This is a genomic window from Agarivorans sp. D1326, from assembly GCF_056958115.1.
In genome coordinates, this window is the sequence record NZ_JBTWEN010000001.1 from 727224 (window position 1) to 752865 (window position 25642).

Sequence of the window (25642 nt, forward strand, 5' to 3'; positions counted from 1 at the left end):
GTTGATTGTAAATAAAACTGACAGATTCATTTATAATATAATTACACTTTAGCTCGTGACCCGGTGGTTAAGGTGAGGTGGCGAAAACGTAGCTCGTTTTTTGCTGAACACCCTAGCTACCAAGCCTTTGCTTGAGTACTATTGCTAGATTAAATAGGCAAAAGGAAGCTCAAGCAGTGAATGATGCTCGTGTTAGTCAATTAAGTGTTTATCCGATTAAGTCAACCGCAGGTATTCATCTAAATCATGCCTTTGTTGAAGAGCATGGCTTAGCCTTTGACCGGCGCTTTGTGGTTTGCCAACCGGATGGCAAACAAATTACCGCACGTACTCACCCAAAGCTGGCTCAAGTTCATGCTGCGCTTACCCAAACCGGTTTGCAGCTAAGAGCAGAGAACATGCCAAACTTAGCGATACAATATGCCGAGTTCTCTAGTCACTACAAAGAGATAATGATTTGGAAAGATACAGTGCAAGCCCAGCATTGCAGTGAATCTTACGACCAATGGTTTAGTCGCTATTTGGGGGAAAAATGCCATTTAGTATTTTTTGGTGAACATTCATCTCGTTTGGTAAAACAGCGTGAAACCCAAGTTGCATTTGCCGATGGTTACCCACTGTTACTGATCTCAGAAGCATCACTCGAAGACTTGAACCTGCGCTCTACCACCAAGCACAGCATGGAACAATTTCGCCCTAACTTAGTGGTTAAAAATACTGAAGCCTTTGCCGAGGACGGCTGGAAGCGCTTTAAGATTGGTGAAGTAGAATTTGAAGTGCAAAACCCTTGCTCACGTTGTGTATTTACCACCCTTGACCAGCGCACTGGTGAGTTTGATGCCAACAAAGAACCACTTAGTACTCTAGCTAAGTATCGCCAAGGTGAAGACGGCAATCTTTATTTTGGGCAGAATGTTGTGGCGCTTAACAGCGGAAATATTAGCTTATACGACCCAGTAGAAGTGCTTGAAACTCGCACACCAGAGCGTTACCCAGAAAACGTAAATAAACGAAGCCAAACTTCCCCAGACAAACAACAGTGGCAACAAGGTGAGGCACTTGAGTTACGTTGTTTAGCAGTAAAACAAGAAACTCACGATGTAAAAACCTTTATCTTTGAGGCCCCCGAGCAAACCTTGAGTGAATATTTGCCTGGCCAATATATAGGCTTCGAGTTTGAAGTTGACGGAAAGCCACTGCGCCGCAACTACACGCTTTCTAGCTCTCCTACTCGCCCACAACGCTTAGCCATTACCGTTAAACGGGTGCTTAATGGCCAAGTGTCTAACTGGCTTCATGATACCCTCAAGCCAAACATGAGCTTAAAAGCCCATGCTCCCGATGGCGATTTTCATGTTAAGCAAAGCAGCAACGCCAAATTACTTTTACTCTCCGCCGGCAGCGGTATTACCCCTATGTTGTCGATGATGCGCTATTTAAGTGATTTGAATATCGACCGCGACATCGTGTTTTTGCATAGTGCTCATAGTGAAAATGACCTCATTGCCAAGCAAGAGCTAGCGCTACTTAGCCAAAGCTTTAGTCACTGCAGTATCCGCTATACACTCACCCAACAAGCCCCTGAAAACTGGCAAGGCTATCAAGGTCGCCTAAACCGAGGCATGTTAATGGATGTAGCAGATTTAGAACAACGCGCTGTTTATGTATGTGGCCCGCAAACCTTTATGCAAAGCGCTAAAGAACAACTGTTAGCCTTAGGTTTACATGAAGACGATTATTACGAAGAGAGCTTTGGTCATCACCCAACAACGACTTCAGAGACTAAAGCGCTGAATATTTTATTCGACAGTTGGGATACCTACCTTCAAGGCAACAATCAGCAAAACTTATTAGAGCAAGCAGAACAAGCAGGCCTAAACTTACCTTACTCTTGTCGTGGCGGCTTTTGTGGCAGCTGCAAAGTTAAGCTGCAAAGTGGTGAAGTTGAAGTATTAGAAGATAGCGGATTAACCGACGATGAAAAACAACAAGGCTATATCTTGAGTTGTAGCTGTATTCCCAAAGGGGATGTCTGCATTACTCAGGATTAGCAAAAATCTAATCATTATTAAACTAACAGGAAGACAATATGAAGTTTCTTCACACCATGGTTCGAGTTAAAGATCTCGACGAGTCCATGCGATTTTACTGCGATTTACTTGGCATGAGCGAAGTGCGTCGTTACGAAAGCGAACAAGGGCGATTTTCTCTTATCTATTTGGCTGCCGATGAAGACATTGAGCGAGTAAAAGCCGAAAACGCACCTTGCTTAGAGTTAACTTACAACTGGCCAGATGAAGATGGCCAACAGGAAAGCTACACCGGCGGTCGTAACTTTGGTCACATTGCGGTGTCGGTAGAAGACATTTACGGCTTGTGCCAAAAACTGCAAGATGCCGGTGTAACCATTAACCGCCCACCAAGAGACGGCCACATGGCATTTATCGTTTCTCCAGATGGAATCTCTGTAGAACTCTTACAACAAGGTGAATCTCTACCTCCACAAGAGCCTTGGGCATCTATGCCAAGCACTGGTTCTTGGTAAGAATTAAGGCCCTAAATAACAACTTGTAAACTTGGCGATACGGAATAAAAAACTGTATCGCCCTTTAGATTTGACCGGAGAGTCAAATAATTATAGGAAAGCGAGAGTAAAATTTGATAAACTGCTTACAATTGTAAACACATTGTGAAGCCGCATTAATGGATGAAAGCGACAAGATAATCGCCGAACTGCGCGAGCAAAATCGGCATCTACAATCCCAACTCGATGACACTAAAAACCTTCTTAATATTGCCCTAAACGACAGCGGACTTGTGCTTTGGGAGCAGGATATTCCTAGTGGTAGGCTTAGTCTTTACAATTGTGAATACGGAAAAATTTGTGGCATTTCAGCTTCTGAACAGGAAGCACTCTACGAAAATTGGAAATCTAACCTTCACCCCGAAGACAAAGAGCTAGCTATTAATGCTTTTGAGTCAATGATCCACGGGCATAGTAATGAATACAATATTGAATATCGCATGGTGCATCAAGATGGTAGTACTCGCTGGATTAAAGACCGCGGCACCATTCAAGAGTATGATCGCGACAATAACCCACTTCGAGTGATTGGCACGCATATCGATGTCACTCAACTGCGCGTAGACCAACACCGCTTATCTAAGTTGGCCCACCATGACACCTTAACGGGTTTACTAAACCGCCATGCATTTGAAACGGAGTTCAACCGATTTTGCCAAACCATAGATGCCAACGGCGGCACCTTAATGTTTGTCGATTTAGATCAATTCAAGCCAATTAACGACCAGTATGGCCATACTGCGGGCGATCACATACTAAAAGCTTGTGCTAAACGTATCCAAGATAGCTGTCCTGAAAAGGCAAAGGCAGGGCGCATTGGCGGCGATGAGTTTGCCATACTGCTGCCCTTTAGTGATACCGAGCAGCTAGAGCAACAGGCTAGAACATTGCTCGATAGTTTCAACCAAACTCATAGTTTTAATCATATTGAAGTTTCGGTGAGCCTAAGCATAGGTATGTGCAGCTTTCACCGTCACAACGAAGAATTTAACCAAATTCTCCATCGCGCAGACCAAGCCATGTACCAAGTTAAACATAATGGCAAAAACAACTACGCGTTGTGGAAGGCCCCTACCCCAAAGTAGCTATTTATAAGAATTTTTGATTGTAGAATAACTACTTATCAAATAATCCTGCCTTATTTCTGATCACTTACTTAGAGTGACTGGTATTATTAAAACTACTCAACCAACGCTGAATTTGCAGCTTTCGCAGTGAAAACAAGCCAGCAACCACTACTAAATAAAGCACCGGTTCTAACCACCCCGACTTTAATGACCACCAAAAGTGAACCAGAACAAGCAAGGTTATAGGATAAACTAAGCCATGCAATTGCAACCAACGACGCCCTAGTTTTTGTTGTAAGGCTTTAAGCGAAGTAATGCTCATTGCTAGCAATACCACAAAGGCAACCATGCCCAACCAAATGTAAGGTCGTTGGATATTCTCCTGCCAAAATAGCTGCCAATCTAAACCTAAATCAATCACCAAGTAAGCCGCTAAATGCAACAGTGCATAAACGAACACATAAAGGCCAATTAAGCGCCGATAAGCTAATAAGCTAGGTAACTTAAACCTACGTGACACAGGCGCTAAACAAAGCGTAATAACTAAAATGTTTAATGCACTGTTCGCTAGGTAATGAATAATAGCTTGAACGGGGTCTCCTCCCCACCAGCCATTAACGACCGCTAAAACACAATAAAACAACGGGCATAATAACAGCAGGTGCAATAGGCCTTTTAGTTGCCAACGATAGCTGGCAAGCGTTTTGTTTATAGCTTTACTCACCTAAGCACCATTAGAAGTAGCGGGTTAAATCCATGTTTTTGTATAAGTGGGCAACCTGCTCACCATAACCATTGAACATTTCGGTATCGATACGCTTGCGTCCCAATAAACCCGCGTCATCAATTCTACGTTCAGACGCTTGGCTCCATCGAGGGTGGTCGACCTTGGGATTTACATTGGCATAAAAGCCATACTCATGGGGTGAAAGGATATTCCAAGTGGTGGGCGGCTCTACTTCGGTAAAGCGAATTCGTACTATCGACTTAATGCTCTTAAACCCATACTTCCAAGGCAGAACTAAGCGCAATGGCGCACCGTTTTGCGCAGGTAAGGTTTTGCCATACATGCCCACTGCCATAAAGCTTAAAGGGTTCATCGCTTCATCTAAACGCAAGCCTTCTACATAGGGATAATTGATGCCGCCACCTACAAACCGGCTTTTCTGCCCTGGCATTTGTTCTGGATCGTACAGCGTTTCAAAAGCAACATAACGCGCTGATGACAAAGGTTTAACCTGTTTGAGCAAATCACTCAAAGAAAAGCCAACCCAAGGAATAACCATCGACCAAGCTTCTACACAACGTAACCGGTAAATACGTTGCTCTAGAGCCATTTTAGCCATTACGTCATCTAAATCTAAGGTCAGTGGTTTTTCCACCAAACCATCGATGGTGAAAGACCAAGGGTTAGGATTAAACTGGCGGCTGTTCTTAACGGGGTCATCTTTAGCGGTGCCAAACTCATAAAAATTATTATGACTAATGGCTTTTGCCTCTGGCGTTAAAGCATCGTTATGCAAAGGGGGAATATCGGTTTTATTGAGAGCGCGTCGCACTATTGCTGCAGGCTCTTCGTCGTCACCACCAAACCAAGACGCAGCCTGCCCCGTAACTGGAAGCAAACTGGCAGCTCCTGCAACGCCAAAGCCTTTGATAATATTGCGGCGCTGCTTAAACAGCGCTTCTGGGGTAACAGCCGACTCGGGCTCTTCCCAATCACGTTTAAATTTCAACCACATAGCATCTCCTTTTTATAACAGACCACACTAGTGCCAAATAAATTTCGTGAAACTCGCCGCTGTTAAACTAATTCAGCTACAGGATTCTATCGGCGCTATCAATGCGTTTTAAGTGCTGGTAATCACCTAATACCGGCGAGCCGGTTAAGTACCGACGCAACATATCCATAGCAACGGCGGTAGACATAATACGTACTACCGAGCGACTTCGATTACTGAGTAATAGCTGCTGACTAATACATTTATCGCCTTCTGCTAAGGTAAAACAAACGGTACCTACCGGTTTTTCCTCACTACCGCCACTTGGACCTGCGATGCCAGTGACCGACAAAGCAATATCAGCCTCACTATGTTTAAGTGCGCCTAGAGCCATTGCTTGGCTAGTTTCTATTGATACTGCGCCATATTGCTCAATTGTGGCTAAGGGCACCCCTATGCTTTGCTGCTTTGCCTGATTACTGTAAGTAACAAAGCCGCGATCCAAGTAGGCAGAACTGCCCGCAACCGCAACCAGTTCTGCAGCTAACATCCCGCCAGTGCAAGATTCAGCTAAGGCCAGCTTTCTGCCCTGCGCGATCATCAACTGTTGCAGGTACAAGGCCCAATTGCCTTGGTCTTCGGTAAATACATGGTCGGCTAACTCGTTGCGAACAACTTGGCTTAGTTGCTCATATTGAGGAGCTTCGCGAGGATAAAACAACTTAACTTCAATACTTGGACGCGCCGAGCGATACCCCAGATGAACACCTTCTGGTAGCGCTAAATCGTTAAAGCGATCACTAAGTGAGGACTCAGACAAACCAAAGGTATAAAAGCGCTTAACCTTGGCTTGCGCATTGGGTGCAGCGGCGATTAGCTGCGGAAACCACTGCTCTTTGAGCATTCGCTTAAACTCGCTAGGCACGCCCGGGGTAAAGATAAGTTTTGCCCCAGCATGTTCCACTATAAAGCCACATGCAGTGCCTATAGGGTTATCTACCATTACTGCGCCCTTGGGTAACATGGCTTGCTTGATATTACTTTCAGGCATTTTAGTGTTTTGTGCCACATACCAAGCTTCAAGCTGCTTTAGCCAATCTTGGTTAAGCTCTAGCTCACAAGCAGTTAATCGCGCTGCGGCTTCAGCACTCAAGTCATCGCTGGTAGGGCCCAAGCCACCATTAACTAATACCCAGTCGCTGCGCTCAGCCGCTTGCTGCAACGCATCAACAATATCGTCCATATTATCTGCCACCGTTTGGCGACGACTAAAGCTTAAACCCAGCTCATTTAACTCTTGACCACACCAAGCAGCATTGGTATCGGCGATATCACCTTGTAACACTTCATCACCGGTACTCAGCATTTCAATTTTCATAGCATTGGGGCCCTTATTGTCCTGCGTAAAACTGTTTAATTGCGGCTATCAGAGTATCTATATCTTGTTTGTTCACATTTAAATGGGTAACAAATCGCATTGGCGTACCAGCGGTCATCAAAATCCCTTGTTCAGCTAATGCAGCGGCCAATGCGCTAGACTGCTGCTTTAAACACGTGGCATATACAATATTAGTTTGCACAAGGCTTGGCTCACAACTTAGCTCCTCAATAGTTGCCAGTTGCTCGGCTAGATAAAGAGCGTTGCTATGGTCATCGGCTAAACGCTGTACATTGTTTTCTAAAACATATTGTCCAGCAGCTGCAATAATACCTGCTTGACGCATCCCGCCACCCAACATTTTTCTTATTCGAGTTGCACGAGCAATAAGCTCTTCGCTGCCCAGCAACAAAGAACCAATAGGTGCACCAAGTCCTTTAGATAAACAAATTGTAAAACTGTCGAAAGGGTCAACAAGTTTTCGTTCATCTTCACCGCTTTTAATTATCGCATTAAAAATGCGTGCGCCATCCAAATGCAAAGCCAGGTTATTTTGCTTAACAAAAGGACGTAGCGTAGCTAAATAATCCATTGGCAATACTTTTCCACCAATGGTGTTTTCCAGCGATAACAAACGACTTTTAGCAAAGTGGAAATCATCGGATTTAATAGCGGCTTTTACTTTATCTAAATTAAGGCTGCCATCGCCTTCGTTTTCAATAGGCTGAGGCTGAACGCTGCCAAGTACTGCCGCACCGCCTCCTTCGTATTTATAGTTGTGAGCATTTTGCCCACAAATATACTCATCTCCGCGTTGGCAATGGGCCATTATCGCCAGTAAATTGGCCTGAGTACCAGAACTACAAAATAACGCAGCTTGTTTGCCCATGCGCTCTGCAGCGTAGCTTTGCAGATGATTTACTGTTGGGTCATCCCCATAAACATCGTCACCTACTGGAGCAGCACTCATTAGCTGGCGCATCGCTTGGCTAGGTTGGGTTACAGTATCACTTCTAAAATCGCTCATTATTCTGCCTCTTCGATATTGTCCTGCAACCATGCCATAGGGTCAGGATAGGTAAATTGAAAATTTAGGCTGGCTTTTAGTTTGTTATTGGCAATAACTTTGTTACTTGCTGTTCCATCAACAAAGTTGGGAGCCGGCAAGCCCAACTGCTCTGCTGCTAGTTGGTAAAAGGTTTCCTTAGTAGGATGAAGATCTGCGCTGGCATTAAAAGTATCTCCCCAACAATCACGCTTAATAATTTGACAGATGATCTCAATACAATCACTGCGATGGATAATATTAATCGGGCTACTCGGGCCACTCACCGTTTTACCCGAGAGAAAACGTCCTGGTTTACGTTGCCCGCCCACCAAACCTGAAAAACGCAATATCGAAGCATCAAAATCAGCATCATTGATTAGCTCATCTTCAATCTGCTTTAAAGCCTTACCGGAGGTAGCCTCTGGTAGCCGTGGGCTAGATTCGTCCACCACGCCCTGCATAGGGCCATATACAGAAGTAGACGAAACAAACAGCACCTTTTTCAGCCCTTGGCGTTTGGCGGCTGCGAGCAAATTACTTATTTGCGCAATATGAAATTCAGCAGTGTTGGTTTTACGCCCAGGTGGAATATTGATGATCAGCAAATCGCTATTCAGTAAAGCGTCAATGTTATCTGAATCAAGCTGCGGGTTTAGTTCTAGGCGGTAAGCTTCTATGCCTACGGCACTAAGCTCAGCCAGCTCTTCATTGTGTCGCTTAGAGCCAAGCACATGATAGCCTTGCTCTAGCAATGACTTTGCCAACGGCATCCCTAACCAACCACAACCTACAATACTAATTCGCTTAATCACTGGGCTTCCTTCTGTGCCTTAGGTTTGCATAGTATACCTATCTAGCTATGTGGCTGGTCACTATTAAAAATAAAAATATGGCGGCAAGCCAACTGGCTTTAAAGACGGGTGAGTTCAGCATTAATTGTTTACATCTGCGAATAGAGGCTGCACTAACTAGCGGCTTTTATGGAAGGGTTGAAAAACCAGCTTCGCCAAAACGCAGACAAAAAAAACGACCTAATAAATTAGGTCGTAACAGCAAGTTTTTAGAATTGTTGATACCTAGAAAAGGCTAAGTAATTCAAACAACCCTATACAGCGGGAAAGTTTCAATTAAGTCATCTCAAACTCAATCTTCAAATGCGGCTAACAGTTGCACTCGATGTGAAAACGATACCAGAAAACCTTTTCAAGACAAGTCATAAAAAAGGCTGCAAGCAGCCTTAATTATTATTTTTTGAATTGGATCACGATTTATCGCTAGCGGAGTCGCGAACGATCAATTCTGGATGAAATTTTAGATCCATAACATTTGGTCCCATTTCGTCATCTTTCGACTCCAAAATATCAATTGCTAACTGAGCAGCACGTTTGCCCATGTCTTCAATTGGGTAACGAACCGTGGTTAGTTTAGGGTGAACAAAACGCGCGTAGTGGTTGTCATCGTAACCCACTACAGAGATTTGCCCTGGAATATCATAACCCTTGTCACGAAGTGCTGATAATGCACCTGCCACCATAGAGTCGTTGTAACCAACAATGGCGCTAAACTCTACGCCGCGCTCTAGCAACTTATCAACGGCTTGACTGCCACCCACTTCGTCGGGATAAGCACGCGCAATTAATTGCTCGTTAAGCGGACCAGAGCTCTCTTCCATTGCTTGACGATAGCCAGATAAACGCTCGACGCCATCAGCAAATGACAAGTCATCGGTGGTGATAAACGCAATATCTTTATGACCTTTTTCTAACAAGAATGACGTCGCTTTGTAACAGCCTTCATGGTTGTCTAAATACACACAACGGTTTTCAAAACCAGGCACTAAACGGTTAATGAAAATAAATGGCGTATCACAATCCGCTACTTCGCGTAGCTCTTCATCACTTAATGCCATTGAGTGAACAATTACTGCATCACATTGGCGTTGCAATAAAATATCGATGGCATGGCGTTCTTTTTCTGCACTATGGTGACCAGACATCACAATAGTGTATTTATCAGACTCATCAACAACTTCTTCAATGCCTTTCATCATTTGCACGAAGAATGGACCACCACCTAAATCACCAACAATCAAGCCTATGCAATCTGAGCGTTTGCTCACTAAAGCCTGGGCAAAGCTGTTAGGGCGATAATGCAGCTCTTCCATCGCTCTGAGTACGGCCTCTCGTTTCTCCGGGGCAACCTGGGCAGTATTGTTAATAACACGGGATACTGTCGAAATAGATACATTCGCCAACTGAGAAACGTCTTTAATTGTGGCCAAATTACTTACCCTCTTTTCGTCTGCTAAGCAGAATTAAACCTGAAACTCGAACAAGGCAAAACTATATCAAGCCAAAGCAAAACTTGATAGTGAAACCGTGCTACAGAGTGTAAACTATGATCTTTAGTCAGTTATGCTATTTTCACCCTTTTATGCAAATTTTGTTTGTTGCATCAATTAATTAAGCAAATCAATTATGTCACTCTTAAGTAAAATACGCTGTGCGCTAACCTTAGGCCAAGGGGTGCTGCTTTCCCCACCAGAACCAAAAGGAAATGAAGATCCTTTTGAGCTATTTGGCGATTGGTTTAAACAAGCAGAGAAGTCAGGCATTGTATTACCTGAATCTATGACCATTTCTTCGGTAGGTCCCGATGGCCGCCCTTCAGCCAGAGTAGTGTTACTCAAAGACTTTAACGATCAAGGCTTTGTTTTTTATACAAATTATGGCAGCAGAAAAGGCCAAGAGTTAGAAAACCACCCACTTGCTTGCCTCACTTTTCATTGGAATATCTTACAGCGTCAAGTACGAATAGAAGGCCGCGTAGAACGCGTTAGCCCTAAAGAGTCAGAAGATTACTTTCATAGTCGTGGTCGAGGTAGTCAAATTGGCGCCTGGGCGAGTCATCAAAGCCAAGTTATCGCAAACCGCGAAGTGCTAGAGCAACAAGTAACACAATACAAACAGCAGTTTGCTGACAAAACGGTGCCATTGCCCGAGTTTTGGGGTGGTTATCGAGTCATCCCCGACACGATTGAGTTCTGGCAAGGAAAAGCCGACCGTCTACACGACCGCTTTCGCTATACCAGTGATGCCAAAGGCTGGAAGATAGACCGCCTTAGCCCTTAGATTTTCCATATTGGTAGCCCAGTTCATTTGGCGTAAGAAACGGCGTAAGTTGCTGCTTACGTCGATACTGGTATACCACCTGATAAGCCAGCACACTTTGCACGTAATGGCGGGTTTCTTTAAATGGAATAGACTCTACCCATACGTCGGCTGGCACATCGCCACGCTCCTTCAACCACCGGTTTACCCGGTGTGGCCCAGCGTTGTAAGCTGCTGCTGCAAGAATTCGATTCCCTTGATAGCGATTAAGTAAACCATCAAAGTAAGCACTGCCTAAGCGTATATTATCTTCGGGTTCGAACAATTGGCTTCGCGAGCGATAACGGAAACCGATTTTTCGTGCAGTTTCTTTGGCTGTGGCTGGCATTAGCTGCATTAAACCGCGCGCGCCTACCGAGCTTTGAGCCAAGGGATACATAGCACTCTCTTGACGAGCGACTGCATAAAGCAGGCTTGCCTCAACCTGTCGTTTATTAGCAAAGTACTCAAACTCTTTAGCAAAGCTTAGAGGGAAACGCATTTCCAACTGATCCCACTGCTTTGCAACAATAGAGGCTTGAACCGCCAAATCTTGCCAATCATTGTTTAGGGCTAATACACCTAAATCAAGCTGCCGTAATAAACTTGAACGACGTAACAAGGTATCCCACTCGGTACGGGCAGAGTAATACTCGCCCAAAGCAAGTAGTTCAGTGACTTTAAGCACCACAGGATGTTGGTTGAGCTGCTTCAGAGTATCGTCGCTAGTGATATGACGCTGCTCTCCCAGTTGATAAGGTTGCTGTAAAAACTGCGCAGATAAAAAGCCATGATAGCTTCGTTCTTTAGCCAGCATCTCTAAGGTAGGTTGCGCACGTTCTTTCTGCCCTAAAGCCACTAATGAACGAGCTTGCCAGTAGGTCCAGCGTTCTTGTTTTTGCTTTGCTTCAGGAAGGCGGGCAATCCACAAGCCTATTTGATCCCATTGTTGCTCTGCTATGGCTAGGCGAATTCGACGCTCAATTGTCGCCGTATCAGGATTAAGGCGTAACTGCCGATCTGACCATTTCAATAATTCTGGGCTTTTGTCACTAATCACTTTGCGGATCAGATAGCGTTCAACATTAAGGTACAAGGCGTCTGATTTAGCCAGTACTTTCGACCAACGCTCAATATGCTCAACGGCTGACTCTAAGTCTGAGCGAGCTAAACGCTTAATTGCTAGTAAAGCGACTTCTTGATGGCGGCTAGATTGGTTTAATTTTAACTTACCGGAACTTAGCACCGCCATAGGCTTAACATAAGCATCCGCTAATAACTTGGCATCAGCTTTTTTAGAATCAGATAAGGACTTAGCAACATATTTCATTAAACCAGGCTTACTGGCTTGAAAACTCAACAGCATTCGTTGCCAACGTAGTTGGTCGCTAATATTTCCAGCTTTCTGCCAGCTGTCAAATAAGGGGTCGCAGGCTTTGGGGCGAGAACGCCCATGTACCCATAGTTTTTCGGCGCCTTGCCAAGCTTGACTAGCATCGCCCACTTTAAGTTGAGCGAAATAATGGTGGCACTGCAAATCAATACTATTGGGTAGCTTTGGATAAAACTCCAGGTAACTTTGCCACTGTTTACGCCTCGCTAATTCCAACAAAAAGCGGCGCTGCAAAGCATTGCTCAAGTAAGATTGAGGATTGTCTAAAATAAACTGTTCTACTTGCTGACGTGAAGCTTTACGCAATTGGCCACGCAACTGGTAGTATTGCAAATGATCCACCAAGGGGTAAGCGCCAAGCTTTTCGATAGACTTTTCTGCCTGCGCCCATTTATCGGCACGTTGCAGTTTTCTTATATCTTTATAAGACTGCTGTTGGGGGCTTAACTCTGCAGCATGAGCCATGCCCAAGCTGCCACACACCAAACAAACCAGTACTCGCCAAAACCGCTTGAGCATTACTAGTGGCGCCCTATTAAAAGAAACTACTGATATTTAGATTAACGCAGCATTGATTAATCGGCGAGTATAATCTTGCTTTGCATCAGAAAAAATTTGCTCGGTTTCGCCCTGCTCAACCAACTGCCCGTGTTGCATCACCATCACACGATGACACAAGGCGCGAATAACCGCTAAATCGTGGCTAATGAACAGATAGCTAAGGTTATATTTTACTTGAAGTTTTTTAAGTAACTCCAATAACTGCTTTTGTACGGTACTGTCTAAAGCTGAAGTAGGCTCATCTAAAATGAGCACTTCAGGCTTCAATACCAATGCTCGCGCTAATGAGATCCGCTGACGCTGCCCGCCTGAGAATTCGTGTGGATAACGATGCATAGTTTCGGGCTCTAGGCCAACATCTTGCAAAGCTTCAGAAACGCGTTGCTTAAGCTGCTGCTCGTTAAGCGAAAAGTGCAAACTTAAACCTTCGCCAATAATCTGTAGCACCGACATACGAGGACTTAAACTGGAGAAGGGATCTTGAAACACAATTTGCATAAAACGACGCAGCGGTCGCATCTGTTTTACCCCATAGCCATGAATAAACTCACGCTTAAACGCAATTTCACCTTCACTATCAATTAGCCTTAGTACCGCTTGGGCCAAGGTACTCTTACCTGAGCCACTTTCACCTACAATCCCCAGTGTTTCACCACGTTTTAGATGAAAATCGATACTGTTAACCGCCTTTATATGATCAACCGTACGCTGCAAAAAGCCGCGCTTAATCGGAAACCATACTTTTAGCTTACTGGCTTCAAGTAACAGCTCTTGTTTAGCTGCAGGAAGCTGCTCACGCACAGGCTCAGAATCTAACAATACCTTTGTATACGCATGTTGTGGAGCAGAAAATAGTTGCTGACAAGCGTTTAACTCTACCAACTCACCGGCCTTCATTACCGCGACTCGGTCGGCATAGTTTCGCACAACATTTAAATCGTGCGTAATAAGCAAAATTGCCATGCCTAGCTTTTGCTGTAACTCTTTAAGCAACTCCAAAATTTGTAATTGAATAGTGACATCTAAGGCAGTGGTGGGCTCGTCGGCAATTAGTAGTTTTGGCTCAGTGGCTAAGGCCATAGCAATCATCACCCGTTGCCTTTGCCCACCAGAAAGCTCATGAGGAAAGCTATTCAAGCGTTTTTCTGGCTCTACAATGCCCACCAAGTTTAACAACTCTAACACCCGTTCGCGTGCCTGTTGTTTATGCATGCCTCGGTGTACACACAATACTTCGCTTATTTGTTTTTCAACACTATGAAGAGGATTAAGCGAGGTAAGAGGCTCTTGGAATATCATTGCGATTTGGTCGCCACGTAAGGCCTGCAGCAGTTTTTTTGGTTGATTTAGCACCGACTTCTGCTGCAGTAAAATTTCGCCCTTAACCTCGGCTTTATCGCCCAGCAAAGACAATACCGACAGCGCAGTCACCGATTTCCCGGAACCACTCTCCCCCACCAAGGCCAAGATCTCACCAGCATAGACATCAAAACTAACTTGCTTTACTACCGGCTCTGGCAAACCAAAACAAACAGATAGCTGTTTTACTTCTAATAACTTGTTCATTGTCAGCTACCTACACTCGTTTTCTAGGGTCGAAAGCATCACGGGCTGCTTCACCAATAAATACCAACAACACTAAGATAATCGACATGGAGAAGAATGCAGTTATCCCTAACCAAGGCGCTTGCAGATTATTCTTTCCTTGCGCCACCATTTCACCTAACGAAGGCGAGCCTGGCGGCAGACCAAAGCCGAGATAATCTAAGGCCGTTAATGCAGTTAGCCCGCTAATGAAAATAAACGGCATAAAGGTTAACGTAGCAATCATGGCGTTCGGCAAAATGTGTCGTATCATAATCGCTCTGTCGCCGACACCTAAGGCACGAGCCGCTTTTACATACTCTAAATTACGACCTCGTAAAAACTCGGCACGCACCACATCAACCAAACTCATCCAACTAAATAGCAGCAAAATGCCGAGTAGCCACCAAAAGTTTGGCTGTACCAAACTGGACAAAATAATCAGCAAAAACATTTGCGGCATGCCCGACCAAATCTCAATAAAGCGCTGACCAAACAAATCAACTCGCCCACCAAAGTAGCCTTGCATAGCACCTACTGCTACACCAATCACCGAGCTGCTAGTCGCCAGAACTAAAGCAAACAATACCGACAAACGAAAGCCATATAATAAGCGCGAGAAAACATCTCGCCCCTGGTCATCGGTACCTAACCAATTAACACTGGTAGGCGGAGAAGGCGAAGGCACATTAAGATTGTAATTAATAGTTCCGTAAGAAAAACGCACCGGTGGCCACAGCATCCACCCACCTTGTTCTGTAATCAGTTCTTGAATGTAAGGGTCCGAATAATCAGCCGCTAAATCGAAGTCCCCTCCAAAATCCAGCTCGGTGTATTCACTCACTACCGGCATCATCCATTGCTGTTGAAAGCGAATTAATAGGGGTTTGTCATTAGCAATAAATTCAGCAAATAAGCTAGTGAAAAACAGCAAAATAAATAGCCAAAAACTCCAGTAGCCACGACGATTCGCCTTAAATTGAGACCAGCGACGCTGGTTAAGTGGGCTGGCTTTAGCGCGTTTCCATTGAGCTACAACTCCCATGCTACTGCCTCCCCTCAAAGTTAATTCGAGGGTCAATCATGGTATAGGTTATATCACTTATCAGCTTAAGAACTAAACCAATTAACGTAGATATATACAAGGTGCCAAACACCACGGGGTAATCACGGTTAACCACCGCCTCAAAGCCCAATAAACCCAAGCCATCTAGTGAGAAAATAACTTCGATCATGAATGAGCCAGTTAAGAAAATACTAATTAAGGTTGCAGGTAAACTCGAGATAACCAGTAACATCGCATTACGAAAAACATGGCCGTAAAGTACCCGATTTTCAGTTAAGCCCTTAGCTCTAGCGGTAAGCACATATTGCTTATTAATCTCATCCAAGAAGGAGTTTTTAGTCAGCATCGTTAAGGTAGCAAAACTACTAATTACCATGGCTGTTACAGGTAGTGTGAGGTGCCAAAAGTAATCACCCACTTTGCCTAGCAAGCTTAGTTCGTCCCAATTGCTGGACGTTAACCCGCGCAACGGGAACCAATCCCAATAACTACCACCAGCAAAAAGCACTATCAGCATAATGGCGAATAAGAAATTGGGAATGGCAAAACCAATGGTAACCGCTGTTGAACTCCAAATATCAAAGCGACTGCCGTGTTGCACCGCTTTGCGGATGCCTAATGGAATGGAGATCCCATAGACTAATAGAGTGGTCCATAAGCCCAAGGAAATAGACACCGGCATCTTTTCTAGAATTAAATCTACTACAGAGCTGTCACGATAAAAACTGTCACCAAAATCGAAACGAAGGTAGTTACCTAGCATCTCAAAATAGCGCTCGTGTAAGGGTTTATCAAAACCATACAGTTGCTCTAGCTCTTCAACCAACTCTGGTGGTAAACCTTGTGCTCCGCGATACTGGCTAGAATTCCCGCCATTATTAGATTGAATAATCTCGGTATCTACACCGGAATCAACGCGGCGGGTAGCTGAGGTATCAATGCCCTGTATCTTAGCAATGGCTTGTTCAACCGGCCCACCCGGCGCAGATTGAATAATAATGAAGTTAAGAGTCATGATCCCCAGCAAAGTGGGGATCATCAATAATAAACGTCGAAGAATGTAGCTAGTCATTGGATAACTATTCAACCCACCAGCTATCTAAACCCAGCGCATATTTAGGGTTACGCTCAGGTCGTTTAAGTTTATCCCAATAAGCAACTCGCCAAGCATTTAAGTGCCATTGCGGTACTACGTAATACGACCACAACAATACTCGGTCTAAAGCGCGGGTTGCATCAACCAAGGCCTGACGGTCCTCGGCAGCAATTACCGCTTCAATCAACGAATCGATAACCGGGCTATTTACACCGATTATATTGCGCGAACCAACATGCTCAGCCGCTTTACTTCCCCAATAATCACGCTGCTCATTACCCGGAGAGGAAGACTGACCAAAATTGCCAACCACCATATCAAAATCAAAGTTATTCAAGCGATTGACGTACTGAGAAAGATCAACCAAGCGAATCTCAGTACTTATACCTATTTTTTGTAGGTTGCGCGTGTAAGGTAATACGATGCGCTCAAAGGCCTTTTGATACAGCAAAAACTCGATATGCAGTTGTTTACCGTTGGCATCCACTAGCTTGCCTTTATCTAAGCTCCAGCCGGCCCCCTTTAATAAAGCCAACGCTTCACGCATTTGCGGACGAATATTTCCATCTCCGCGGGTTTTGTTTAGAGTAAACTCTTTAGTGAATAACTCTTGCGGTAGCTGCTTTTTGAAAGGCTCCAACAACGCTAACTCACCACCTTCTGGTAAGCCAGTTGAAGCCAATTCAGAAGCAGCAAAATAACTATTACTGCGTGTGTAAGCACCGTAAAAAAGCTGCTCATTAGTCCATTCAAAATCAAACAATAAACCAATCGCTTTACGCACTTCGGTTTGTTTAAACAAATCACGACGAGTGTTAAATACAAAGCCTTGCATGCCTTGAGGATTATGATTATCGATGGAATCGGTAATTATCTTCCCACTATCAAACATTGGCCCAGTGTAAGCAGTTGCCCAACTCTTAGCTGTGGTCTCTAATCTAAAACTAATTCGACCAGATTTAAAAGCCTCTAAGGCTACTGAAGAGTCGCGGTAGTATTCATATTTAATCTCTGCAAAATTGTAACGCCCACGGTTAATCGGCAAATCCTTAGCCCAATAATCTTTAACCAACTGATAACTCACTGAGCGCCCTGTATCAAACTCACCCAATTTGTAAGGACCAGAACCCAGCGGAATGGTTAAATCTGCTTTAGAAAAGTCGTGATTCTGCCAAAAGTGCTTAGGCAATATCGGCAGTTGACCCAAGATAAGTGGTAGCTCTCGATTATTACCTGGCTTGAAAGTAAAACGCACACTCGATGCAGATTCGGCTTTAACACCATCAACACTTGCATAATATGCGCGATAATGAGGGGCGGCTTTTTCCATCAATAAATTAAAGGTGAACACCACATCTTCTGCGGTAACTGGCTCGCCATCATGAAAACGTGCTTCGGGACGAAGGTTAAAACGAACCCAAGAGCGATCTGCTGGTAAATCAATACTCTCAGCCAGCAAGCCATATTGAGCAAAAGCCTCATCACTGTTGCCTGTTAGCAAGGTATCGTAAATTTGGCCAACACCTGCAGCAGAATTGCCTTTAACAATGAAAGAGTTAAAAGTATCAAAGGTACCAAGCGCATCGTAAGTAATACTCCCTTGTTTGGGCGCATTAACATTCACATAAGGAAGGTGACTAAAATCTGCAGCTAAGGCAGGTTCACCGTGCATCACTAGGGCGTGGGAGCGAACAAAATCTTCGGCATGAGCTACATTTAAAACCAAAAGTGCAAAAGCCGATAACAGCCATTTCATGATACGCGGTTCCTTATTGAGTGAGTCGAATCATCGACTTAACTAATATCTAGCTCTAGTTATAACCGACTCGAAAGCAAAAGATAAAGGGCTATTAGCCAAATTTGCTCTGAAAACGCTGAATATATCTCTCCAAGGCTTCTGCAGTAATCGCTTTGCTGGATAAATAACCTTGATAGAAGGTACACCCTTGCTGTTTAAGAAAGGCTAATTGCTGACGCGTTTCAACGCCTTCAGCGGTAACGGTAAAGCCTAAATGGTTGGCCATCGCCAATACCGCATCAACAATGGCCATGTCTCGGCTATCACGTGGAATATCACGAATAAACGAGCGATCAATTTTTAGTTCATCCACTGGCAAGCGTTTCAAATAACTTAAAGACGAGTACCCGGCACCAAAGTCATCAATGGAAAAACGCAGCCCCATTTCCTTTAGCTGCTCCATTTTTCGAATGGTGTCTTCTGCATGGCCTAGCACCACCGATTCAGTAATTTCTAAATTAAGCATCGCGCCATCAATGCTATAACGCGTCATCAGCTCTTCTACTCGGTCGACAAATTCAGGATGATGAAACTGTTTAGCACTAACATTCACAGATAGTTCTGGCAACAGTAAACCCTTTTGCTGCCACTGAGCCATGTGTTTACAGCTTTGCTCTAATACCCACATACCAATATCAATGATCAGGTCTGACTCTTCGGCAATGGGAATAAACTCGGTGGGTGAAACCAAACCTTTACCTTCAGGTTGCCAGCGCACTAAGGCCTCTGCGCCGACTAACTCACCAGTAGACACCATGTGCTGCGGCTGGTAATAAAGCAGCAACTCGTCGTTGGCCAATGCTCCACGTAACGCGTTATGTAGCTTTAAACGTTTATCGGCTTGTTTTTGCATACCATCATCAAAAAAGATAACGGTACGCCGACCGGCTGACTTTGCTTGATACATCGCTGTATCAGCCTGCTTCAATAGGTCTTCAGCGGTTTGCCCCTTACCAGGAAACAAGGTTATACCTACGCTGGCACCAATATGCAGCGACTGGCCATCAAAGGGATAAGGAGAGGAAATAGTTTGGATTAAGCGTTTACCCACAATATTGGCTTGTTGCTCTGCGTGAGGAGGGCTTTCTCCTAAATCTGCCAGCAGCAAAACAAATTCATCACCACCTAAGCGAGCCAGCACGTCTCCCTCACGAATAAGCTCCTGCAAACGCTTGGCCACCTGCTGCAATACCCAGTCGCCTGCAGCATGCCCTAATGAGTCGTTAATGTTTTTAAAATGATCTAAGTCGATAAACAGCAAAGCGCCAATGGCATGCTGCTTTTTAGCACGTGAAAAACAAAGGCTAAGTTCTTCGCGCAGCTTTCGACGATTAGGCAAACCAGTAAGCTCATCAAAATAAGCCAAATGTTGAATTTGCTGCTCTGTGGCTTTGTTTGCCGATATGTCTTGAAGACACACTACGTAATGGGTTAACGAATCTAAATCATTGTGAACAGCAGTGATGGTTTCTTGCTGGGTGTAACGTTGGCCATTTTTGCGCTGCCGTTCTACCTCACCTTTACGCCTAACCGTGCCATCTACTTCTTCAATAAATACCGGGCTTGGATTGCCCAGTACTTCTGTGAGTTCCTGTCCCAATACTTCATGTTGTTGATAACCGGTAATTTGGCTAAACGCCTTATTAACTTTAACGATGCGATAATTTACATCGGTAATAATAAGCCCTTCATTACTCTCAAAGGCGATCGCCGACAAGCTCAAAGCTTCTCGTTGTTGTTGAACCTCAAATTCGCTACTTAAACGTTCAAAGAATGGGGCTAACAGTTGTTCGAGCAAAGCATGATCAAACTTTGCCTGGCTAAAGCTAAAGGCAATATAGCCAATAACCCGCTGTTGCTGAACTATTTGCTGTGCCCAAAAACCTTGTAACGGTTGCTGGATCTCAGGTTGGGTGCTCGCATAATCAGGATGAGCTTGTTGTAGGTTATCAATATTTACAACCCGCCTAGCGCGTATTTCAGCCAGCAAATTAGCTGAGGCAGGGCTTAGCTTTCCACCAATAAACTGGCCTTCTCGCCAGTAGCGAATACAAGGAAGACTGGGGGTTCGAGAATCGAAGTGAGCAATATAGCCTTCGCAAGCACCAACTTGCTGCGCCAATCTGCTAATGAGCTCGTCAAAAAAGCCTTCGCTAGGCTTAGCAGCTAAGGCAAGCGCGAGCTCGGTAAGTGCAGTGGAGGTTTCAGAAGACGACGCGGGGGAATTCACAACGCTGATTGTAGGTTGAATATTGTCCATAGTGGTCAACAATGAAGCAAGGCATCCTTTGGCTTATGACTAATTAAAAACTAATTGCTAACACCAAGTGCTTGTTATTCACTCCAATGTGCCCAAGTTCGCCATAACATTCAAGCGATTTCCGGTAATTTATAGTACTTTTCGCTAAGCAATCACATTCACAAGCTCAGCCAATTTAACCCTTAAGAAATAGTGATCTAGATCTGGTTTTTTATTTATGAAAGTCGTATTCTGGAGTTGAAATAATTACTAGATAGTCTTTGGGAGGCTTATGATTATTGATATTACCAGCAAGACAATTTCTATTACCCCAACCATTCGCGAGCACATTGCCGCGCGCTTTAAGAAACTGGAAAAAAACCAAATTCCGCTCATATCACCAAAAGTGATTATCACCACCGACAATAAAAAGGTAAAAGTAGAAGCGAAGATCAATCTGCCAAACGGACAACTGTTTGCCAGCGATGAACATCAAGACCTGAGCGTTGCCATTAACAATTTAGGGCAAAAACTTGAACGCCAGTTACACCGCTTCCAAGATAAGCCTAATGCGCACCGCGCTAGCCGCTCTGGAAAAGATTTCTTACGTTCGCCGAGTGAAGTAGACGACGGCGAGCCTAGCTCCGAGGATGAACAAGCCGCATAAAGGCTAAATAAAGAGTAATACCAAGCAACTAATCGCTTGGTATTACTTGACTTTCCCCTGATTGCTTTTTAGTCTGACGTCATGAAAATATTCAACACCCGATTTTTGTTTGGTTTCTTTTTTACTCCACCCTTTTAGGGAGGCGGACGGAATAGGTGTAAAAACGAAAACACACAGAATCCATAAAGCCTCCTTCTTAGGAGGCTTTTTTGTTAACAGGGAATACAACAGATGGCAGACTTAGAGCAGATCCGAACAAAAATAACAGCGCTCGACCAATCATTATTAACACTACTGACTGAGCGTCGCCAACTCAGTGTTGAAGTAGCAAAAAGTAAAATAGAAAACCCCAAAGCGATTCGCGACCAAGAACGTGAACAGTTGCTGCTGGTTAAGCTAATAAATAAAGGCAGAGAATTAGGCTTAGACGCCCACTATGTAACTCAGCTTTATCACACCATCATCGAAGACTCGGTGTTATCGCAACAAGCATTTTTGCAAGGCATTACTAATCCAGATATTCATGCGCAAGCGGTAAGAGTGGCATTTTTAGGTAACAAAGGCTCTTACAGTAATATTGCAACTCATCAATACTTCTCGCGTTATAAAAAGCAAATTGTTGAATTTGGCTGCAGTGCATTCCAAGACATTGTTGATACCGTGGAATCTGGTCAAGCTGACTACGGCATGTTGCCTATAGAAAACACCAGTTCTGGCAGTATTAATGAGGTATACGATGTATTGCAGCACACCAGTTTGTCGATTGTTGGTGAACTATCAATACCTATTGACCACTGTATTTTGGCTCATCCAAAAGCCAAACTAGAGCAAATAACTACCTTGTATGCTCACCCTCAACCTTATGCTCAGTGCAGCCTTTATTTGCGCACCTTAGCGAATACCCGAGTAGATTTTGTAGATAGCTCTTCCAAAGCAATGGAAGTGGTTGCCGGAGGCGACGATTTAACCGTTGGTGCCATTGGCAGCAAAGTGGGTGGTGAAATGTATGGTTTGCAAGCCTTGAAAACCGATATTGCCAATCAGCAACAAAACTACACTCGCTTCATTGTTGTTTCTCGCAAACCAGTGGAGGTTGCTGAGCAGGTGCCAGCGAGAACGACTTTTATTATGTCAACGGCACAGCAAGCAGGTTCGTTGGTAGAAGCACTGTTGGTATTGCGCGAGCACGATATAAACATGAGCAAACTGGAGTCTCGCCCAGTACAAGGCAATCCTTGGGAAGAAATGTTTTATGTGGATGTTTCCGCCAATGTTAAGTCTAGCCAAATGCAATCTGCACTGGCAGAGCTAACGCGCCTTACCCGCTACATTAAGGTACTTGGCTGCTACCCAAGTGAAAATGTTGACCCAACACTTATTCCACTAGAAGCTTTAGCCAACAAAGACAGAAATAAAGGTGGCGAACCAAGCTTAATTAGCACCGTACAAGAAGATGGTGCACTCTCTAGCCGTTCACATAAGGCTAGTGCTACGGTAGTACGCGTTGGCGATGTTAAAATTGGTGATGGTGGCTTTGTTACCTTTGCAGGCCCTAGTGCAGTAGAGTCTGAGCAACAAATCATAAACTGTGCAGGAGCGGCCAAAGAAAGTGGTGCTGCAGTACTTGCCGCAGGTTGCTTTAAACCACGCAGTTCGCCTTATAGCTTCCAAGGTTTAGGCGAAGAAGGCCTAAGTTATTTAAACGCCGCCGGTAAAAAGTACAAGCTTCCAACTATGACCGAAGTAAGCTCGGTTGATCAGGTTGTTACTTTAGCGGCTAAAGCAGACATACTGCATGTTCGCTCGCGCCACATGAAAAACTTTAACCTGTTAAAAGAACTGGGTAAGTCTACTCGCCCTATTCTTTTAGAGCGCAACAACATGGCCTCTATTGATGAGTGGTTGCATGCCGCAGACTACATTTTGGCACAAGGCAACCAACAGGTGATTTTATGTGAAGCAGGCGTTAGAACGCTTGAAGGCAAGAATAAAATCACCTTGGACTTAGGCGCGATTAGCTTGTTGCGCCAACGAACCCACCTACCGATTGTGGTAAACCCAGGTGAAGCAGTAGACGAGCTAAGCGCAGTGGCTCCCATGGCCAAAGCAGCCAAGTTATTAGGTGCCGACGGTATTGTACTTTGTGCTCATCCATCACCAAGTGATGCCAGTGTAGATGCTGATAAATCATTAGATTTTAAACAACTACAACACTTGATGAGCGAACTTTACTAAGAGTTGTGCACAAAAAGCCCAGTAGCTAAAAGCTGGGCTTTATATTTAAGACCTCGTCACTTTAATTGTTTAGTCAATATATGCATGGCTGTTGTGACGGGGTAATTACCCAGTGTTAATTGGCATTGGTAACCCTGCTTCTCATAAAATGGTTTTGCTTGAAAACTAAAAGTATCAACGTGGGCATGTAAACAGCCTCGGCTGATAGCATAGTCTTCTATTTCAGCCAATAATCTACTCGCTATCTTTTGCTTTCGACAGACCTCGCTAACCCAAAGCAGTTTTATCATCAGCCACTCACCCAATATTTCGGCCGTAATACCAGCTAGCTTTTGCTTATTGTCATCGTACACAAATAACGCCACCGTTTGCTCTTGAATATCTCCAAGAAAAACTTGATTAAAACTAAGCAATTCGGCCCTTAATGCCTCGATGTCCTTTTGGGAAGGGTCTTCCTTCAATTCAAATATCAACGCTAAGTCCCTCTAAACAAAAATATGCCGCTAGGCTAGCGGCAAACCAAATAAGCCATTTTAGCACCGTTTTAATAGCAAAAAGCCCAGCAAATCGCTGGGCTTTTTTAGATTAAATAAGTGTTTAGAAACGTCCTGGTCCGCGACCGCCGCCAAATCCGCCCATACCACCTGGAGGCATCATGCCTTTCATTTGGCTCATCATTTTGCGCATGCCGCCTTTACCCGACATTTTCTTCATCATTTTCTGCATTTGAGTGAACTGCTTCAGCAACTTGTTCACATCTTGGATCTGGGTACCAGAACCAGCAGCAATACGACGCTTACGTGAGCCTTTAATAATATCGGGGCGTTGGCGCTCGCCCGGCGTCATAGAGTTGATAATCGCTTCCATTTGGTTAGTAAGCTTATCATTCATTTGGTCTTTAACACTGTCGGGAACTTGCCCCATGCCAGGCAACTTGTCCATCATGCCCATCATGCCGCCCATGCTTTTCATCTGTACTAATTGCTCACGGAAGTCTTCTAAATCGAAGCCTTTACCTTTTTGAACTTTCTTAGCCAGCTTCTGCGCTTGGTCTTTATCAACTTTGCGCTCTACCTCTTCGATAAGAGAAAGCACATCGCCCATACCTAAAATACGTGAAGCTATGCGGTCTGGGTGGAAAGGTTCTAGAGCATCGGTTTTCTCACCCACACCCATAAACTTAATTGGCTTACCAGTAATGTGGCGAATCGATAAAGCTGCACCGCCACGCGCGTCACCATCGGTTTTAGTTAAAATCACGCCGGTAAGTGGCAGAGCTTCGTTAAAGGCCTGAGCGGTATTTGCCGCATCTTGACCAGTCATCGCATCTACAACAAACAAGGTTTCTACTGGCTCAACCGCCTGATGAAGCGCTTTAATTTCGTCCATCATGTCTTCATCAACATGTAAACGACCCGCTGTATCTACAAGTAGTACGTCCGCAAATTGAGTTCTGGCTTCGGCGATAGCACCGTTAACGATATCAACCGGATTTTGCTTTTCGTTACTTGGGAAGAAAATAGCGTCAACTTCTGTTGCTAGAGTCTCTAGCTGTTTAATCGCAGCGGGACGATAGATATCGGCACTCACTACCATTACTTTTTTCTTTTCGCGCTCTTTTAGGTACTTAGCTAACTTAGCAACAGAGGTGGTTTTACCCGCACCTTGCAAACCAGCCATCATTACGACTGCCGGAGGCTGGGCTGCCAAATTAAGACTTTCGTTAGATTCGCCCATGGCTGATTCCAGCTCTTGCTGAACAATCTTAACGAATACTTGACCAGGGCTAAGGCTCTTATTTACTTCTTGGCCTAGGGCACGTTCTTTTACTTTTTTAACAAACTCGCGAACTACGGGTAAGGCAACATCCGCTTCCAACAAGGCCATACGCACTTCGCGCAAGGTATCTTTAATGTTGTCATCGGTTAGTCGGCCGCGGCCGCTGATATTTTTTAAAGTTTTCGAGAGTCGATCAGATAAGTTTTCAAACATGCTTTTTCCTGTTGATCATATAGCGAGCACTGTTTAGCCGCCACATTATACCGAAGCGCCGATA

The 25642-nt window shown here is 44.4% G+C and carries 20 protein-coding genes and 1 other annotated feature; of the genes, 6 read left to right on the top strand and 14 right to left on the bottom strand.

Annotated elements, in window-relative coordinates; all coding sequences use genetic code 11:
- Positions 1–176: 176 nt before the first annotated feature.
- From ACYFDN_RS03315 to ACYFDN_RS03325, 3 genes are all read left to right on the top strand, one after another.
- Positions 177–2051: an MOSC N-terminal beta barrel domain-containing protein gene (locus ACYFDN_RS03315; RefSeq protein WP_483509979.1), complete on the top strand. Its 1875-nt coding sequence runs from the start codon at positions 177–179 to the stop codon at positions 2049–2051.
- Between the two features lie 38 nt (positions 2052–2089).
- A complete protein-coding gene (gene gloA / locus ACYFDN_RS03320; RefSeq protein ID WP_406610897.1) occupies positions 2090–2545 on the top strand; it encodes a lactoylglutathione lyase in 456 nt (151 codons plus the stop codon).
- 158 nt (positions 2546–2703) lie between these two features.
- A complete protein-coding gene (locus tag ACYFDN_RS03325) occupies positions 2704–3669 on the top strand; it encodes a GGDEF domain-containing protein (protein ID WP_483509980.1) in 966 nt (321 codons plus the stop codon).
- Positions 3670–3736: 67 nt separating this feature from the next.
- On the opposite strand, the gene ACYFDN_RS03330 is transcribed toward ACYFDN_RS03325, so the two are convergent.
- From ACYFDN_RS03330 to ACYFDN_RS03355, 6 genes are all read right to left on the bottom strand, one after another.
- Complete coding sequence (locus tag ACYFDN_RS03330; protein ID WP_483509981.1) at positions 3737–4375, bottom strand: protein-methionine-sulfoxide reductase heme-binding subunit MsrQ; 639 nt, start codon at positions 4373–4375, stop codon at positions 3737–3739.
- 10 nt (positions 4376–4385) lie between these two features.
- The gene (gene msrP, locus ACYFDN_RS03335) at positions 4386–5393 is read right to left on the bottom strand and encodes a protein-methionine-sulfoxide reductase catalytic subunit MsrP (protein ID WP_483509982.1); all 1008 of its coding nucleotides are present in this window, start codon (positions 5391–5393) and stop codon (positions 4386–4388) included.
- A gap of 76 nt (positions 5394–5469) precedes the next feature.
- The gene (locus tag ACYFDN_RS03340) at positions 5470–6750 is read right to left on the bottom strand and encodes a CinA family nicotinamide mononucleotide deamidase-related protein (RefSeq protein WP_483509983.1); all 1281 of its coding nucleotides are present in this window, start codon (positions 6748–6750) and stop codon (positions 5470–5472) included.
- A 13-nt stretch (positions 6751–6763) separates the two neighbouring features.
- The gene (gene ltaE, locus ACYFDN_RS03345) at positions 6764–7777 is read right to left on the bottom strand and encodes a low-specificity L-threonine aldolase (protein WP_483509984.1); all 1014 of its coding nucleotides are present in this window, start codon (positions 7775–7777) and stop codon (positions 6764–6766) included.
- Complete coding sequence (locus ACYFDN_RS03350; protein WP_483509985.1) at positions 7777–8610, bottom strand: SDR family oxidoreductase; 834 nt, start codon at positions 8608–8610, stop codon at positions 7777–7779. Before ACYFDN_RS03350 ends, ltaE begins: the two co-directional genes overlap by 1 nt.
- Positions 8611–9059: 449 nt before the next feature.
- A complete protein-coding gene (locus ACYFDN_RS03355; RefSeq protein ID WP_040307276.1) occupies positions 9060–10079 on the bottom strand; it encodes a LacI family DNA-binding transcriptional regulator in 1020 nt (339 codons plus the stop codon).
- A gap of 196 nt (positions 10080–10275) precedes the next feature.
- Here ACYFDN_RS03355 and pdxH point away from each other — a divergent pair, with 196 nt between their 5' ends.
- Positions 10276–10929: a pyridoxamine 5'-phosphate oxidase gene (pdxH, locus tag ACYFDN_RS03360; protein WP_483509986.1), complete on the top strand. Its 654-nt coding sequence runs from the start codon at positions 10276–10278 to the stop codon at positions 10927–10929.
- Here the strand turns inward: pdxH and ACYFDN_RS03365 are convergent.
- The 6 genes from ACYFDN_RS03365 to ACYFDN_RS03390 all read right to left on the bottom strand — a co-directional run bounded on the left by ACYFDN_RS03365 (position 10919) and on the right by ACYFDN_RS03390 (position 20717).
- Positions 10919–12859: a transglycosylase SLT domain-containing protein gene (locus tag ACYFDN_RS03365; protein WP_483509987.1), complete on the bottom strand. Its 1941-nt coding sequence runs from the start codon at positions 12857–12859 to the stop codon at positions 10919–10921. The genes pdxH and ACYFDN_RS03365 overlap by 11 nt on opposite strands.
- Positions 12860–12895: 36 nt before the next feature.
- Entirely contained in the window at positions 12896–14467 is a 1572-nt protein-coding gene (locus ACYFDN_RS03370) for an ABC transporter ATP-binding protein (protein WP_483509988.1), read from the bottom strand.
- Positions 14468–14477: 10 nt separating this feature from the next.
- A complete protein-coding gene (locus ACYFDN_RS03375; protein WP_483509989.1) occupies positions 14478–15530 on the bottom strand; it encodes an ABC transporter permease in 1053 nt (350 codons plus the stop codon).
- Between the two features lies 1 nt (position 15531).
- Complete coding sequence (locus ACYFDN_RS03380; protein ID WP_483509990.1) at positions 15532–16623, bottom strand: microcin C ABC transporter permease YejB; 1092 nt, start codon at positions 16621–16623, stop codon at positions 15532–15534.
- Positions 16624–16630: 7 nt separating this feature from the next.
- On the bottom strand, positions 16631–18403 hold the full coding sequence (locus tag ACYFDN_RS03385; protein ID WP_483509991.1) for an extracellular solute-binding protein: 1773 nt from the start codon (positions 18401–18403) through the stop codon (positions 16631–16633).
- Between the two features lie 94 nt (positions 18404–18497).
- Entirely contained in the window at positions 18498–20717 is a 2220-nt protein-coding gene (locus ACYFDN_RS03390; RefSeq protein WP_483509992.1) for a putative bifunctional diguanylate cyclase/phosphodiesterase, read from the bottom strand.
- A 259-nt stretch (positions 20718–20976) separates the two neighbouring features.
- Here ACYFDN_RS03390 and hpf point away from each other — a divergent pair, with 259 nt between their 5' ends.
- Both hpf and aroF read left to right on the top strand, forming a co-directional pair.
- Positions 20977–21351, top strand: a complete 375-nt coding sequence (hpf, locus tag ACYFDN_RS03395) for a ribosome hibernation-promoting factor, HPF/YfiA family (protein WP_016403975.1) — start codon at positions 20977–20979, stop codon at positions 21349–21351.
- An 85-nt stretch (positions 21352–21436) separates the two neighbouring features.
- Positions 21437–21565 (top strand) — a sequence feature (Phe leader region).
- Between the two features lie 17 nt (positions 21566–21582).
- Positions 21583–23586 (top strand): 3-deoxy-7-phosphoheptulonate synthase, encoded by a 2004-nt coding sequence (gene aroF / locus ACYFDN_RS03400; RefSeq protein WP_483509993.1) that lies wholly within the window; start codon positions 21583–21585, stop codon positions 23584–23586.
- A gap of 56 nt (positions 23587–23642) precedes the next feature.
- On the opposite strand, the gene ACYFDN_RS03405 is transcribed toward aroF, so the two are convergent.
- Positions 23643–24059, bottom strand: a complete 417-nt coding sequence (locus ACYFDN_RS03405; RefSeq protein WP_152781603.1) for a GNAT family N-acetyltransferase — start codon at positions 24057–24059, stop codon at positions 23643–23645.
- Positions 24060–24183: 124 nt separating this feature from the next.
- Entirely contained in the window at positions 24184–25578 is a 1395-nt protein-coding gene (gene ffh / locus ACYFDN_RS03410; protein ID WP_152781605.1) for a signal recognition particle protein, read from the bottom strand.
- Positions 25579–25642: the final 64 nt, after the last annotated feature.

What these genes read in the sequence shown, in the direction of transcription:
- ACYFDN_RS03325 (WP_483509980.1), top strand. Translation starts at nt 2,704, where the DNA reads ATGGATGAAAGCGACAAGATAATCGCCGAACTGCGCGAGCAAAATCGG.
- ACYFDN_RS03385 (WP_483509991.1), bottom strand. Translation starts at nt 18,403, where the DNA reads ATGAAATGGCTGTTATCGGCTTTTGCACTTTTGGTTTTAAATGTAGCT.
- gloA (WP_406610897.1), top strand. Translation starts at nt 2,090, where the DNA reads ATGAAGTTTCTTCACACCATGGTTCGAGTTAAAGATCTCGACGAGTCC.
- ACYFDN_RS03365 (WP_483509987.1), bottom strand. Translation starts at nt 12,859, where the DNA reads ATGCTCAAGCGGTTTTGGCGAGTACTGGTTTGTTTGGTGTGTGGCAGC.
- ltaE (WP_483509984.1), bottom strand. Translation starts at nt 7,777, where the DNA reads ATGAGCGATTTTAGAAGTGATACTGTAACCCAACCTAGCCAAGCGATG.
- ACYFDN_RS03370 (WP_483509988.1), bottom strand. Translation starts at nt 14,467, where the DNA reads ATGAACAAGTTATTAGAAGTAAAACAGCTATCTGTTTGTTTTGGTTTG.
- ACYFDN_RS03340 (WP_483509983.1), bottom strand. Translation starts at nt 6,750, where the DNA reads ATGAAAATTGAAATGCTGAGTACCGGTGATGAAGTGTTACAAGGTGAT.
- ACYFDN_RS03380 (WP_483509990.1), bottom strand. Translation starts at nt 16,623, where the DNA reads ATGACTAGCTACATTCTTCGACGTTTATTATTGATGATCCCCACTTTG.
- msrP (WP_483509982.1), bottom strand. Translation starts at nt 5,393, where the DNA reads ATGTGGTTGAAATTTAAACGTGATTGGGAAGAGCCCGAGTCGGCTGTT.
- hpf (WP_016403975.1), top strand. Translation starts at nt 20,977, where the DNA reads ATGATTATTGATATTACCAGCAAGACAATTTCTATTACCCCAACCATT.
- ACYFDN_RS03375 (WP_483509989.1), bottom strand. Translation starts at nt 15,530, where the DNA reads ATGGGAGTTGTAGCTCAATGGAAACGCGCTAAAGCCAGCCCACTTAAC.
- ffh (WP_152781605.1), bottom strand. Translation starts at nt 25,578, where the DNA reads ATGTTTGAAAACTTATCTGATCGACTCTCGAAAACTTTAAAAAATATC.
- pdxH (WP_483509986.1), top strand. Translation starts at nt 10,276, where the DNA reads ATGTCACTCTTAAGTAAAATACGCTGTGCGCTAACCTTAGGCCAAGGG.
- aroF (WP_483509993.1), top strand. Translation starts at nt 21,583, where the DNA reads ATGGCAGACTTAGAGCAGATCCGAACAAAAATAACAGCGCTCGACCAA.